Annotated in this window: 14 protein-coding genes; 1 reads left to right on the forward strand and 13 read right to left on the reverse strand. The window is 38.4% G+C overall.

The features are described from left to right. Positions 1-237 precede the first annotated feature (237 nt). Complete coding sequence (locus JFV29_RS01510) at positions 238-1,260, forward strand: NAD(P)H-dependent amine dehydrogenase family protein (RefSeq protein WP_201180836.1); 1,023 nt, start codon at positions 238-240, stop codon at positions 1,258-1,260. Positions 1,261-2,049: 789 nt separating this feature from the next. Here the strand turns inward: JFV29_RS01510 and JFV29_RS01515 are convergent. From JFV29_RS01515 to JFV29_RS01575, 13 genes are all read right to left on the reverse strand, one after another. Continuing rightward, positions 2,050-2,805, reverse strand: coding sequence for an IclR family transcriptional regulator (locus JFV29_RS01515; protein WP_201180837.1), 756 nt, complete (start codon positions 2,803-2,805; stop codon positions 2,050-2,052). Between the two features lie 356 nt (positions 2,806-3,161). Further along, positions 3,162-4,889 (reverse strand): sensor histidine kinase, encoded by a 1,728-nt coding sequence (locus JFV29_RS01520; RefSeq protein ID WP_201180838.1) that lies wholly within the window; start codon positions 4,887-4,889, stop codon positions 3,162-3,164. Positions 4,890-4,909: 20 nt separating this feature from the next. After that, positions 4,910-5,371: a GAF domain-containing protein gene (locus tag JFV29_RS01525; RefSeq protein WP_201180839.1), complete on the reverse strand. Its 462-nt coding sequence runs from the start codon at positions 5,369-5,371 to the stop codon at positions 4,910-4,912. Continuing rightward, positions 5,361-6,014, reverse strand: coding sequence for a response regulator (locus tag JFV29_RS01530; protein WP_207196336.1), 654 nt, complete (start codon positions 6,012-6,014; stop codon positions 5,361-5,363). The genes JFV29_RS01525 and JFV29_RS01530 overlap by 11 nt, the downstream gene beginning before the upstream one ends. A 100-nt stretch (positions 6,015-6,114) precedes the next feature. Then, positions 6,115-6,765: a sensor histidine kinase gene (locus JFV29_RS01535; RefSeq protein WP_201180841.1), complete on the reverse strand. Its 651-nt coding sequence runs from the start codon at positions 6,763-6,765 to the stop codon at positions 6,115-6,117. 204 nt (positions 6,766-6,969) lie between these two features. Continuing rightward, positions 6,970-8,475 (reverse strand): nitrate/nitrite transporter, encoded by a 1,506-nt coding sequence (locus tag JFV29_RS01540; protein ID WP_201180843.1) that lies wholly within the window; start codon positions 8,473-8,475, stop codon positions 6,970-6,972. Further along, the gene (locus JFV29_RS01545) at positions 8,468-8,755 is read right to left on the reverse strand and encodes a hypothetical protein (RefSeq protein WP_201180846.1); all 288 of its coding nucleotides are present in this window, start codon (positions 8,753-8,755) and stop codon (positions 8,468-8,470) included. Before JFV29_RS01545 ends, JFV29_RS01540 begins: the two co-directional genes overlap by 8 nt. Next, positions 8,742-9,053 (reverse strand): hypothetical protein, encoded by a 312-nt coding sequence (locus JFV29_RS01550; protein ID WP_201180847.1) that lies wholly within the window; start codon positions 9,051-9,053, stop codon positions 8,742-8,744. Before JFV29_RS01550 ends, JFV29_RS01545 begins: the two co-directional genes overlap by 14 nt. 5 nt (positions 9,054-9,058) lie before the next feature. Next, entirely contained in the window at positions 9,059-9,250 is a 192-nt protein-coding gene (locus JFV29_RS01555; RefSeq protein ID WP_053345814.1) for a hypothetical protein, read from the reverse strand. Continuing rightward, on the reverse strand, positions 9,240-9,767 hold the full coding sequence (locus JFV29_RS01560; RefSeq protein WP_201180848.1) for a Rieske 2Fe-2S domain-containing protein: 528 nt from the start codon (positions 9,765-9,767) through the stop codon (positions 9,240-9,242). Before JFV29_RS01560 ends, JFV29_RS01555 begins: the two co-directional genes overlap by 11 nt. An 11-nt stretch (positions 9,768-9,778) precedes the next feature. Next, positions 9,779-10,339 (reverse strand): 4Fe-4S dicluster domain-containing protein, encoded by a 561-nt coding sequence (locus tag JFV29_RS01565; protein WP_201180850.1) that lies wholly within the window; start codon positions 10,337-10,339, stop codon positions 9,779-9,781. Continuing rightward, on the reverse strand, positions 10,340-12,508 hold the full coding sequence (locus JFV29_RS01570; protein WP_201180853.1) for a molybdopterin oxidoreductase family protein: 2,169 nt from the start codon (positions 12,506-12,508) through the stop codon (positions 10,340-10,342). Further along, positions 12,495-13,577, reverse strand: a complete 1,083-nt coding sequence (locus JFV29_RS01575) for a hypothetical protein (protein WP_201180856.1) — start codon at positions 13,575-13,577, stop codon at positions 12,495-12,497. The genes JFV29_RS01570 and JFV29_RS01575 overlap by 14 nt, the downstream gene beginning before the upstream one ends. Between the last annotated feature and the right edge of the window lie 73 nt (positions 13,578-13,650).

Genomic DNA, 13,650 nt, shown 5'->3' on the forward strand with positions numbered 1-13,650 from the left:
AAAAGTAAAACCTTTGGTAGAGCCTCTTTTACATAAATTTATATTGATTATTCAATTTCAATTATAATCCAAATAATTTTCCCGCTTTGAACAAATACGTTTCTTGATAATTCCCCCTTTCTTTAAGTACTCCCTTCTATAACCAATATTTATAAGTATATAAAAATTTACTATTTTTATTATTTATCTTACCATGTTAGCATTTTTTTATACGATATTTGAAAGGATGAGAGATTATTGACTAAACAACATTCAAAATTTTCAGTATTCGGACTCGGCCCTATTGGTATAGAAATTCTCCGCAGTGCATACCAAACTAATCCACACTCGATTATTGGTGTTATAGATATTGATCCTGAAAAGATTGGAAATGATATTGGGTTATTAATCAATGAAAAACAAACAGGACTAAATGTAGTATCCAGTATACAAGAAGTAAAAACGAACACAGATCATCCTGTCGCCCTTCATGCAACCGGTTCTAACTTACAACAAGTATGGCCACAAATCAAAGAACTTCTAGATCATGGTTTTTCAGTCGTTTCTACCTGCGAACAGCTTTCTTTCCCCTGGGACCGTTACCCTGAACTTGCCAAGGAAATAGATGATTACGCTAAGGCTATAAGGCTTAGTGTCATTGGGACTGGCATTAATCCAGGATTCATCATGGATACATTGGTCATCTGTTTTTCAACAGTATTAACAACGGTCAATAAAATAATTGTCAACCGTAGGGTAGATGTTTCAAAACGACGCATTCCCTTACAAAAAAAAGTCGGTATCGGTATGCCCAAAGAAGAATTTGAATCCTTAGCTGAACAGAATAAAGTTGGGCATGTTGGGCTTGAAGAATCTGTCAGATTAATCGCTTATGGTCTCAATTGGAACCTTGCAAGTGTAAAAAATACAATTGAACCGACGATTGCTGGAGAAAATATTACCGTTCCACTTACTTCCTTAAAACCAGGAGATGTAAATGGCCTTCATCAAGTATCCAAGGGCAAGACCTCAAATGGAAGGGAAATATGCTTGGATTTGACTATGTCTGTTGGAATTAATCAAGAAGATGAAATTATTATTGAAGGAAACGAAACGCAAAGATTGATCATTCCAAATGGTATTTTTGGAGATACTGCGACCGCTGCAATGGTTATCAATACCGCTAAGCAGATCGATGCCATTCGCAAACCAGGGTTACTTACCATGGCTGACATTGGAGTACCAAGGAATATATATCAATCCGAATTTGCACGTATTTAAATGCAGAAACAGCATCACTGGGGCGAAGTGTAACCTGCTCTAGTGGCTTAAAAAAAATAGACAACACAGAATATGTTCATTTCTTCAATAGTTTATTATATTTCCTTGACGTGTACGAGAATTCTAGATTTGAAAATAGGATGATTCCCGTACACGTTTCGTTTCTTATTCGATGAATACTCCTAATTATTACCAATTATGATTTAGTTCATTTTTTTTGTTCCCTTACAAAAGTAAATATTATTTTAACAGTCTACGTGGACAGATTAAATTATAAAATAAAGTATTGTTTTATTTTTGAGGCATACGCCGTATAAAAAAATCAGCTTCTTCACAAGCAGATATTTATTCAACAAAAATGTTATAGAAGACGGTATCAAAACTATCATAAGTGACTATGATTCTGAAAAAGGTTGGAGAGCTCAATTTATATGCTTAGATGTTTTAACAACTCAATGAGGATAAAAACTGTTAGTAAAATGATAACAAAAACCCCAAAAACCACCTAATCGTAAATGATTAGAGTGGTTACACAAATTATTCCCTTAGTTGAGATGAAGCCTTCACTACCTTCAAGGAACCAAGTGGTAAAAGGTTCTCCTAAGAAATATCAAAGAAAGGTCTGCTCATGATTGTTTCCGTTCGGGAATGGCTTTCCATAGTCCTATCCCTCAACTTTTAGAAATTCCAAGTAAATCTTATGGAAACAAAAATCAGATAGTATAGTACTGAATTGAATTGGGGGACATACAAAGTTTATTAATCTGCTACCTCTTTTTCGGTTTTAGTTTACGAAGTTTGAGAACCTAGTTTCAATGAAATTCGTCTGGCGGCATTCGTTACTTTTTCAATTAATTCCGGCAAGCGATCTTCTTGAAATCTTGCATCAATTCCAGCTACGCTTATACCTGCTACAATTTGATTTTTACCGTTAAGTATTGGTGCACTTACGGATTTTGTATAATCCTCTAATTCAGAGGAAGTAATCGTATAACCTTTCATTCTTGCATCTTCCAAAGCATGACGGAGTATTTTTTTATCTGTTATCGTTCCAATAGCAATTGGTTTTAATTCTATATTTTCGAGATATGCTTCACACTCTTCTTCAGACAAATAGGCGAGTATTATTCGAGAGTCACCTGCGTACAGTGGTGAACGCCTTCCGATTGAAGTATATAAACGAACAGGATGCAACGTATCTACCTTTTCAATATACATGGCTTCGTTAGTATCTCTCACAATTAGATTCACAGCTTCTTCAACATCATCTCGAAGTTCTTTCATAATGGGGTATGCAATTTTTCTTATATCTAAACGCTCCCCTACGAGTTGTCCAAACTGCAAGAATACTAGCCCAAGTGAATAATAACCATCATCATCTCTTGTTAAAAACCCCATTTCTTCTAATGATCCAATCATACGGTGCAGAGAGGTTTTTGGGAGGCCAGAAAGTTCCATCATTTCATTAAAAGTGAGCCTGGAATGATTTATGAAAAGGTTAAGAATCTGCATTGACTTTATAACGGTTTTATTTTGTGATTGCATACATGGCTCCTTTCATGATTTTAGTATTTTTATTAGTGCAGAAGATAGAAATTGGTGTTCACCTATACTATCAATTTATTATAAAACAAAGCACAAAAGTTGTAATTGAATAAGACTGTTTTCGCATAGATTGTTATTTTGCATAAATGCTCTGAGCACATATTCATATTAGCTTCGTAGCGGTTTTCTTCATAACTTTCAACTTTTGTTTGCTTGTAAATTGGAAGCTTTCGCCATGGGTTATAAGCTTAATAGACCCCTTAGAGGATCTTTAATGGGAATATTATCTTAATGCGTAAAGCTATCAGGAATTCCTTGGGAGCTAAATTTACCTGATCGTTACAAAAAAAATTTCTTTACAAAGGTATTTCCAAAAATACTTTTGTCCCTTTCTCCTCAACAGAATGAAGGGAAAGGTTTCCACCGGCAGCTTTGGCTCTCTCTTCCATACTGAATATGCCTACTCCACGGGTAACCTTTTCTAAATCAAATCCCTTTCCTTTATCCTCTATAACCACACGAATTTCGTCATCTATTTCCCGAATCGTCACTGTTGCTTCTTCGGTTTGAGCATATTTACGAATATTCGTTAATGCTTCTTGGATTACACGGTAAATGGTAATTTCTTTGTTTGTATTCAGACGGCAATTTAAATAGCAGTCAAAATGGATCTTGATATGGTGATGCTCTGAAAACCGGACCAAATAAGAGCGAATGGCTGGGAACAAACCAAGATCATCAAGTACTGATGGCCGCAGTTCCCATGATAGGTGTCGGAGTTCTTCGATAATTTCAGTTGCTTCATCTCGCATCTGATCTAAAAGAGGATGACTCATTTCTGTCTGCAGCCTGTTAATCGTGATGAGATGGCTGTATAAGTTTTGTCCGATACCATCGTGAAGCTCTCGAGAAAGGCGTTTCCTTTCATCTTCCTGAACATCAATGATTTTTCCCGTCATTTTCTGAATCTCTTCTTCCGCAATCTTCCTCTTGGTCACTTCATAGCGAATCGCTAAATACTGGTATGGTTTATTGTGCTCATCAAGAAACGGAACTATAGTCGTATCTACCCAATAATAGGTTCCACCCTTGGTCTTATTTTTAATCTCACCTTTCCATACTTTCCCCGATGAAATTGTTCTCCAAAGATCATTGAAAAATTCTCTAGAATGAAATCCCGAGTTAATAATTCGATGATTCTGTCCAATCAGCTCTTCCTTTGAAAACTCCGAAATCCGGAAAAATTGATCATTAACAAATTTGATGGTCCCTCTTTGATCGGTTATAGCTACAATTGATGAAGCATCCAAAGCAAATTGAAAATCGACAAGTTTATTTACGGACTTTTTCAGTTCCTCTACAACTCGTTTATATTCGGTAATTTCCTTCCGAATTGCCAGGTATTTATAAGGGCTCCCTATTTCATTTAAGAAAGGGACAATTGTGGTATCTACCCAATAATAGGTTCCATCCTTTGCTCTGTTCTTAATTTCGCCCCTCCATACACTTCCTGTCGAGATTGTTATCCAAAGATTTTGCATAAATTCCTTTGAATGATAACCTGAATTGATAATTCGATGATCCTTCCCTATAAGTTCTGCTGCTGAATATTGGGATACAGCACAAAATTTCTTGTTTATGGATTGTATCTTGCCTTTTTCATCTGTAAAAGCGACAATCGTTGATTCATCGAGTGCGTACATTAAATCAACCAGCTCATTTATGGGATAGGTTTGCTGTTGATTAAGTCGTGATTGGTCTTTCACTTTATGGAACACGACTAAGTAATAGACCTCTTTTTCAAGCGAAAAGGCATTTACCCTGAAAAAAAGTGAAAAAGTATGTCCATCCCTGTGGATTCCGAACTGGTGGATTATTTCCCCTTCCCCACTGGCCTGAAGATTTGCTCCTGGCATAAGATTCAAAAGCTTTTCTCCTATTAATTCATGATTTAAATAACCAAAATTTTCATATACCTGTTGATTCGCAAATGAGATGACGCCTGATTCATTAACGAGAATTGTCGCTTCGCTGGACCCAAAAGAATTCTCTTTTTCCATTTCCAAATGATTATTCCAGTCCATACATAGTCCTCCTGTTGCCGTTAAATTGAGCTGTTTAATTCCTTTTCCAATCTTTTCGCTGCATCAAGGATCGTATGCTGGTCACTTTCAGAAATAGGCTGTTTTGTTCTATTACCTACTAATAATACACCTTTGAGAACACCTTTAAATTGAATTGGAACTGCGAAAGCGTAGCTGAGATTTTCCGCGAGCATGATAGGATATTCTAGTGCTTTGCCCAGAATATTATTAGGAAAATCTTCAATTCCCATCGGTCTGCCTGTTGATATTACCTTACCTGCTATCCCTTTTCCATATCGAACTGTTATTCTTTTGTATTTATCATTTCTGTTCCCGGCGGCATAATGCCAGCTTACGTCTGGACCGATGCTGTTTTGTAAAGCCAGTCCAACAAAATCACAGTTCAATTCTTCTAATACTTGTTCACACGCTTGTTTAAATGGTTGATCTTTTCTCGATTTATTGCACACGTTAAATTCCATACCCTAATAACCCCTTTTTTAAAGCAAATGCAACAAGTTCAGGTCTTGTTTTCATCTGAAGCTTCTCCATCAGGTTTCCTTTATGGGTTTCAACCGTTTTCACACTTATAACAAGCTGTCCGGCAATTTCTTTATTGGAAAATCCTTTCGCAATCAAGGTCAGGACCTCTTTTTCACGGTCCGAAAGCAGATTGAAAGTATCAGAGGTCCCCTGCTTCACACTGCCTATGTATACTTCCATTAACCTTTTAGTTGCAGATGGATGAAGGTAAGCATTTCCGGTCGAAACAGAGCGAATAGCTACCAATAATTCTTCATGTGGTGCAGTTTTTAAAATACAGCCTGAAGCACCCGCTTGAATAGCTCTGAACAAATATTCTTCATCATCATGCATAGTAAGTATTAATATGGCTACTTCAGGCATTAGTTTTTTCAGTTCTGAAGTTGCTGATAAGCCATCTTTCCCATGAGGCATGCTTAAATCCATGACTACCACATTTGGCTGGAGCTCTAGTGCTTGCTGTATTCCTTCGTTCCCCTCGGAAGCTTCCCCTATCACTTCCATATCAGAATGATTATTTAATAGCATCTTTAAGCCCATTCTTACAACGGCGTGATCATCGCAAAGCAAAATTTTTATCAAAGCTGTTCCCCCTTAGCTTTGTTCGTATATGTATTGTTATAAATGAATTTGAAACAACAACGGGGATTGCTCAATTAGCAAACCCCCTGTTTAGTCCATTTTAATATAATGGAAGAGAAATCTCTATAGAAGTCCCTTTATCTATTTTTGAAAATATGGTACATTCTCCGCCAATCAAATGCATTCTTTCACTCATGGCTGCAAGCCCGCTCGACTTATTCATAGCCGTTTCCACCTCAAACCCTTTTCCTGAATCTTTAATCATAATCAATAACCTACTTTTTTTCCATTTGAATATTATACTTGCCTTCATCGTATCAGCATACCTTGCTATATTCACTAATGCTTCCTGGCAGACTCTGAAAAGTGTAATGCTATCTCTATCAGAGATTTGCGATTCAACACCCAGATTCTCTACCTCAACTTCAATGCCATATGTTGAAGTGTATAATTTTATATAGCTTTTCATAGCAGAAATTAGCCCCAGAGTTGTAAGGGTAGGAGGATGCAATTCTACAGCCAAGAGCCTGATTTCTTGAATTGTCTTTTCCAATAGCTGGCTCATATCACCTGCATAGCTTTTCATGGCAGGCTGTTCGATTGCCTTTTCAATGAGCTGCATACCTGTAAAAAGACTGTAGAGGGACTGTCCCACGCCTTCATGAAGCTCCATTGCAATTCGTTTAATCTCTTCTTCATGAGTTTGAATAATATAAGAACTGATGTTTTTTTTGAGTGGCTGAGTATTCATTCCCACCCTCCTTAATCGTTTGTCGCAAATTATCGGGCAGGCCGACTAATACGAGACGTCCTCCCAAAAGTTACGCTTTCGGTCGAGCGATGTAAAAGCTGATGAAGAGTTTCTGTCCTTAGGGAAAGTTTGCACTAGTACTTCTTGTACGTCGAAAACTCCGCTTCAAAACTGGGATTCAATGATTTACTGCACATTGATTTTTTATGATTTTTTCATTTTATGACTTGAAATGTCACTAAACATCCCGGCATATTGAACAACATCCCCAGCATTATTCTTTATTGCACTAATTGTCAGCCATTGTAGATATTGTTGTCCATCCTTACGGCTATTCAAGATTTCACCTTGCCAGAAACCATTTTTTTCAATAGATTTCCATAAATCCTTATAAACAGTTTGAGGCTGTTTACCTGACTTAAGTATACTAGGATTTTTTCCAATTACTTCATTTTCCTGATAGCCCGTAATACTTGTAAAAGCAGGGTTTACTGAAATGATTTTACCACTGGTATCGGTGATCAAAATGCCTTCTATTGTATGGTCAATAACTTCTTTGGCAAGCTCCATTTTACCTTGGAAATACATCCAGACGACTAAAATCAAACTTGCAAGAGCAACTTCTGACAATGCCATGAACCCGATTGCATAATGGCCTGTGATATTGAATAACAAGGATAGAATTAACGGCGGGAAAAATCCTCCCAAACCGCCCATTGCGGACACAATTCCATTCACAATACCAGCCTGTTTTTGGAAATACATGGGCACTAGCTTAAAAATAACACCATTTCCCATTCCAGCACATAGAGCAATACTTAAACAGCCAAATGTGTACCAGCTAATTGAAGGAGCAAAGGATAGGATCATTGCTGAAATCGTATAAACTCCAAAAACAAACATGAGCAGAATAAGAGAATGGAAGCGGTCGGCAAGCCACCCGCCAATTGGTCTCATAAGAGTAGCAAGGACAATAAAGCCTGCTGTCCTTATACCGGCATCAACTTTATCTAATCCAAAGTTCGCTACAAGAAAGTTTGGCAGGTAAATAGTAAATGCAACAAAAGAACCGAATGTTATAAAGTAAAATAAGCTTAGCAGCCATAGTTTTTCATTTTTGTAGACACCCTTAATTTGTTCTAAAAGCGGTGTTTTAACTCTCAGTTCCCTTTTATCTCCTAATAGGAAGTTACCTGCAATAAAGACTGCCAAAATTACAAGGTAAAGCTGCACGGTTGTAGACCAGCCAAACTTCGTAGCTACAACAGGGGCTGCAAACGCTGATATAGCCGTTCCAAGGTTTCCTGCACCGTAAATTCCGTTTATAAAGCCATGGCGTTCCTTAGGATAATACTTTGGTAAAGAGGTTACTCCTACAGAGAATACGGCTCCCCCAATACCAAGAAAAAGCCCTCCAATCAACAAATCAGCAAGAGAGTCCGCGATACTGATATAATAAACAGGGAATAACAGCAATATAAAGCTAATCAGGAAAATTTTCCTAGCCCCGAACTGATTGGCGTAAAAGCCAAGGGGAATGCGAAGAATAGATCCTAAAATAACAGGAACAGCTGTTACCAGTGCAAGCTGACCATCCTGTATAGCGATATCTTCTTTAATAAAAGGCAGCAGGGAAGAAATTAATACCCACACCATAAATCCTACAACGAGATTTAAGGTTTGTAATGGAAGCTGAATTTTTCTAAACATCCTGACCACTCTCTCTTCTAATTATATATTGTAAACCCGAATTTTCATCAAAAGCTGACCACTCATTTTCATTTTTAGTCACATTGGATATCAATGGGACAGCGAAAAAGTTAATGTCGTCAAAATAAATACGCAGATGTGTTTTGTCAGGACAAAGCTCCACCTTAACAATCGTTATAGAAACGAAAGGAGCTTTATCCTGGCCATGATCATCGAAGATGGCTACTCTTGCTTTTTCCGATACTAATGGTTGTATATCTTCTACATTAATTTGTTCCACAGGTATTGCACCCTCTCTTTGCCATGTAAACATTCATCTGATAACCCTGCAAATATTTCCAGAATGTATCTTTTGCATAATTCTCGATAAATTCCATTGTTTCCTCTTCAGACTCCCATCTGCTCATTCCCTTTACTTCGGCAACTACAATATCAACCCCATCTATTGACTTTTCATCTAAATACCAGTTAAGACGGACATCTTTAAAAAGGTCTGAAAGGAGCTTATCGATTTCAGTAGCAAAATTTCCAGATGCTTCTTTTATAAAACAAAAATCAAGGTATGTTTCACTGTTCATTTGATTCACGCCTTTTCATTTTTCGTTTTTTTATAAGTAAATAACGCTAAGGGAAACACCACAATGTTTAATCCCCCAAATATTAATACATTTACATAATTTTCATAATAATATTGGTGAACCATAAATTGGGTAAATACAATATTCATCATAAAGAAGGCACAAAGCAGCGCGACACCAATAAACTTAAGCCTCATAACGCTTCACCCTTACTGCGTATACCGCGCCATTTTCAACTTTCACCTGAATCTCAGGCAGCGGCCTTCTTGGCGGACCGGCAGTTGGAGCACCTGTTTCAACATCAAATTTTCCATGATGACAAGGACAAATCATCTCTCCTTCTTCCTTCACCCAGAAAACCGGACAGCGAAGATGTGTGCATGCATTTTGGTAAGCTACGTATTTCTTTTCTGACAATCTGATCAAAAGAGCATCATCATGATCACCTGGAAATTTAAACTCTAATGCGTCACCAATTGCAAGTTTGCTTACATCTGTGATTTTTTTGTGAGGATACTCCTTTTCCCCAAGCCCCAGCAATTCTTTAGCCGCTACCGCCCCCCAAGGAAGGGAGGAAATTGCGAATACGCCAGCAGCCCCCACTAATGTTTTCATGAACCCACGTCTGTCAAGCTTTCTTTCATTATTCAGTTCAATATTATGAGTGTAATTATCTTCATTAAAGGGAATTTTATTATTTTTATCTGACGGCACCTTAATCCCTCCTAAAATAGCTTTGTTATCCCCTGTAAAATACCAGGCAAATTTACTTTAACGTTCGTTTCACCTTCAAGATACGGTATGCTAGTCACCCATTTTCCATTATCTAGATTAAATTGTTTTTTCTTATTTTCAATTTCTTCATCTGTTAGCCATTGAAGTGTATTAGACGGGCAAACACTTGCACACATTGGCGGGATACTGTCTTTTGTCCGGTCGATACATAAATCGCATTTGTACATTAAGTTTTGTTCAGTATCAAATTTTGGTATTCCGTATGGACAAGCAATCGTACAGTTTTGGCAGCCGATACATTTTTCAACGAGAGCTGATAATACGGCCCCTGTTTCATGGATTTGGATTGCCTGGGCTGGACAGCTTCTTGCACAGGCTGGATTCACACAATGAAGGCACATAAGAGGCATGGTTTGCCGATTAACCATAGGGTTTACATCGTAAACGTAGTTTCTGTTCCGCTCTTCATGCCCTCCGCATTGTGTACATGCTGCAAGGCATGAACGGCATCCTATACAGTTTTCAAGTTCTAAGTACAGCCTCTTTTCCATTTATTGCACCTTCTTTATTTCTACTTTTTCCAATTGAGCAGCACATGCCTTATATTCCGGCATACGGGAAATCGGATCCAGTGCTGCAATGGTTAATAGATTGATAGATTGCTCGTGACCAAAGTGGTACGGAACAAATACAGTATCTTTACGAATTGCTTCTGTAATTTTCACTTTATAGATTGCCTCACCTCTTCGGGTAAATAGGCGGATTCTTTCTTCATGTTCCATATTGTATATTTTTGCTGTTTCCGGATGTACTTCGACGTATGGCTCCGGACACATATCACGCAGGAACTGGATTCTTCTCGTCTGGTTCCCTGATAAGTAGTGGTAAACGACACGTCCAGTTGTTAAACGAAGCGGATATTTTTCATCTGGCTCTTCAGCAGGGGGGCGGTAAGGAAGCGCACAAATTTTCGCTTTGCCGTCTGCGTGATAGAATTTTTTATCCAGGAACATATGCGGCGTTCCCTTATCATTTTCATCCTTGCAAGGCCAAAATACACCGTCCTGTTTGTCGATTTTATCCCATGTAGCTCCATAATAATCGGCATATCCGCCTTTACTAGCCAGTCTGAATTCATCAGCTATATCTTTTGCTGTTTTCAAATTTGAAAAATATTTTCCTCTTCCGAGACGTTCTGCAAGCTCTACTTGTATTTGCCAATCGGGCTTAGATTCACCGATTGGTTCTTGTGCCTTATTTATCTTAATAATTCTTCCTTCCAGGTTTGTAACTGTCCCTTCATCTTCTGACCACGTTACAGACGGCAGGATCACATCCGCAAACTCTGCTGATTCAGAAAGATAGAAATCCGAACACAACATAAAATCCAGGTTTTTCATCGCGCTTCTGACGAAATTTAAATTCGGCGCGGATACTGCAGGATTAGAACATAGCAGATACAATCCGCGGATCGTTTTTTGTTCCATTAGTTCAAACATTTCATAAGCAGAAACACCCGGCTGAGGCATTTCTTCCGGAGTGATTTTCCATACTTTACAAACTTCTTCTACATGTTTAGGATTTGTAATTTTTCGATATCCTGGCAATAAATCCGCTTTCTGACCATGCTCTCGTCCACCCTGTCCGTTTCCTTGACCTGTGAATGTTGCTACACCAGACTTCGGACGGCCAATCTTACCCGTTACAAGCGCCATGTTTGTATATCCAGATACATTGTCAACACCCTTATGCTGCTGTTCAATTCCACGGGCAAACATGACAACTGCATTCGGTGCTTTTCCATAAATCTCTGCTGCGCGAATGATTTTTTCCGGTGCCACACCTGTAAGCTCACTCGTATATTCCGGTGTAAATTCTTTTACAAGCTCTTTTGTTTCTTCAAATCCGTTTGTATGATTATTAATAAACTCTTTGTCAGCATAACCCTTTTGAATTAATAAATTTAAGATTCCATTAGCAAGGGCAAGATCCGTTCCCGGTTTCAGGTCAAGGTGCACATCTGCTCTTCTCGCAATTGGCGTTTCGCGGGGATCCACCACGATAATGTATCCGCCTCTTTCTTGAACGTTCCAGACTCGGAACATAGAAGTTGGATGACATTCTGCTGTATTACTTCCTGCAATAAATAAGCAATCCGTTTCATGAATATCTGTCCAGGGTAATGTTGAACCTCTATCTACGCCGAAAGAACGAAGGAATCCCCCGGCCGCACTAGACATACAGAAACGGCCATTATAGTCAATGTAGCGCGTTCCAAGAGCCACACGTGCAAATTTCCCTGTTAAATAGCATTTTTCATTTGTCATTGATACGCCGCTGAAAACGGATAATGAATCTTTTCCATATTTATTTTGAAGCTCACTGAACTTTTTCACGATTAAATCATATGCTTCATTCCAACTTGCTTCACGAAAGCCTTCCTTTGTTCCCTTTAATGATGCATCATCACGAATAAGCGGTTTTAAAATACGATCATCATGGTTCGTCTGCTGGTAAGCTGTAACCCCTTTTGGACACATTTTTCCAACCGTTACAGGCCAGTCATAACGTGGTTCAACCCCAATGATTTTATTTGTCGCTCTATTTACCCTTAAATTCATTCCGCACTGCATTCCACAATATGCACAATGCGTTTTGACCAATGTTTCATTCGGGTGTATCACATTCTCTACTTCTTTAAAAAACTTATCCCTTTGCATTCTGGTCTCCCTCCTTAACTTTTAGCTCATGGATAGGGAAACCGGAAAATTGAGCAATCCGGTATTTTCTTCGGCAAGGTAGGCACATTTCAGCGAGATGATGGCCTTCCTTCGTTTGAAATTCGATATCGTTCACGCCGAGAACCTCTACGACATCTTTTGATTGTTCTGTTGAAACAAACTCATCACCACACACTTTGCATCCTTTCATGGATTGTTCCGCATAATGCTCTCTGTAGTTTCTTGCAAATACACTCATTGGGCGGAATGGTATGTGAGCAAGTTTTCCGAACGGAAGATAAATCAATGTAATAATGACTGACCACTGGTGAATCAGGGACATAGCTGGCTGACCTGCACCGTGCAAAGAGATGTTCATAAACGTTAGTGACAAGCCTGTAATGCTAACTAATAACAGCATATATAATGGAAGAAAGTCATACATGAATTTTTGTTCTGCTCTTGCCTGCATATTTTTCAAACGGCGGTATAGAGCCATGCATACTCCGGCGATAACCATCACAGCTGTAATGTTCAGAGCGTTATATGATAAGTTCGCAATGATCCCATTAGCTGGTACTGTTATTACCCGGATCCCCATTGCGATAATGTTGTAGTAGCCATTGTCGTCCATGGTGAAGTACATCCATCCAAATACTAGAGGAAATGTCACGACGCAGGAAAGAATACATCCCCATCCGATTAGAATGTGCTGAGTCCATCGGTAAATTCCCCTATTCCAGATGAAATTGTATGTTGCTAAATGTTCAACTGATGTTTTAGGCGTTGATTTTCTAAATAGAAGTTTGATGCCTTTTTTTATAAAAATCTTTGTTGGCGGCCTTTCTCCCCATGCGATATACCTGTAAAAGAACCCCCCAATAAAAATAATCGTCCCCACCATATAGCCATAAAGGTTTAAATCTACGTGTGTAAACATTCTTGTGCCAAAAAACGATAAGGTTACAAGTCCGCAAACTGCTAGAAACATAGACTTAGCAAAATGTGATGCAAATGCATTATCAATTGATTTTCCTGTTTTTTGATTTGCTGCGACTTTTGCCTGCATTACTATTCCTCCTCATTCAAACAATTACCATACCCTTATTGTAAGAGGTGCCCCGATTTTTCCAAATCGGGGA

The organism is Peribacillus sp. TH16 (assembly GCF_016651095.1).
GTDB lineage: Bacteria > Bacillota > Bacilli > Bacillales > DSM-1321 > Peribacillus > Peribacillus butanolivorans.

Excerpts from the sequence above, each read along its gene's own strand:
- JFV29_RS01515 (WP_201180837.1), bottom strand. The coding sequence starts at position 2,805 with ATGCAATCACAAAATAAAACCGTTATAAAGTCAATGCAGATTCTTAAC.
- JFV29_RS01520 (WP_201180838.1), bottom strand. The coding sequence starts at position 4,889 with ATGGACTGGAATAATCATTTGGAAATGGAAAAAGAGAATTCTTTTGGG.
- JFV29_RS01525 (WP_201180839.1), bottom strand. The coding sequence starts at position 5,371 with ATGGAATTTAACGTGTGCAATAAATCGAGAAAAGATCAACCATTTAAA.
- JFV29_RS01535 (WP_201180841.1), bottom strand. The coding sequence starts at position 6,765 with ATGAATACTCAGCCACTCAAAAAAAACATCAGTTCTTATATTATTCAA.
- JFV29_RS01540 (WP_201180843.1), bottom strand. The coding sequence starts at position 8,475 with ATGTTTAGAAAAATTCAGCTTCCATTACAAACCTTAAATCTCGTTGTA.
- JFV29_RS01550 (WP_201180847.1), bottom strand. The coding sequence starts at position 9,053 with ATGAACAGTGAAACATACCTTGATTTTTGTTTTATAAAAGAAGCATCT.
- JFV29_RS01555 (WP_053345814.1), bottom strand. The coding sequence starts at position 9,250 with ATGAGGCTTAAGTTTATTGGTGTCGCGCTGCTTTGTGCCTTCTTTATG.
- JFV29_RS01565 (WP_201180850.1), bottom strand. The coding sequence starts at position 10,339 with ATGGAAAAGAGGCTGTACTTAGAACTTGAAAACTGTATAGGATGCCGT.
- JFV29_RS01570 (WP_201180853.1), bottom strand. The coding sequence starts at position 12,508 with ATGCAAAGGGATAAGTTTTTTAAAGAAGTAGAGAATGTGATACACCCG.
- JFV29_RS01575 (WP_201180856.1), bottom strand. The coding sequence starts at position 13,577 with ATGCAGGCAAAAGTCGCAGCAAATCAAAAAACAGGAAAATCAATTGAT.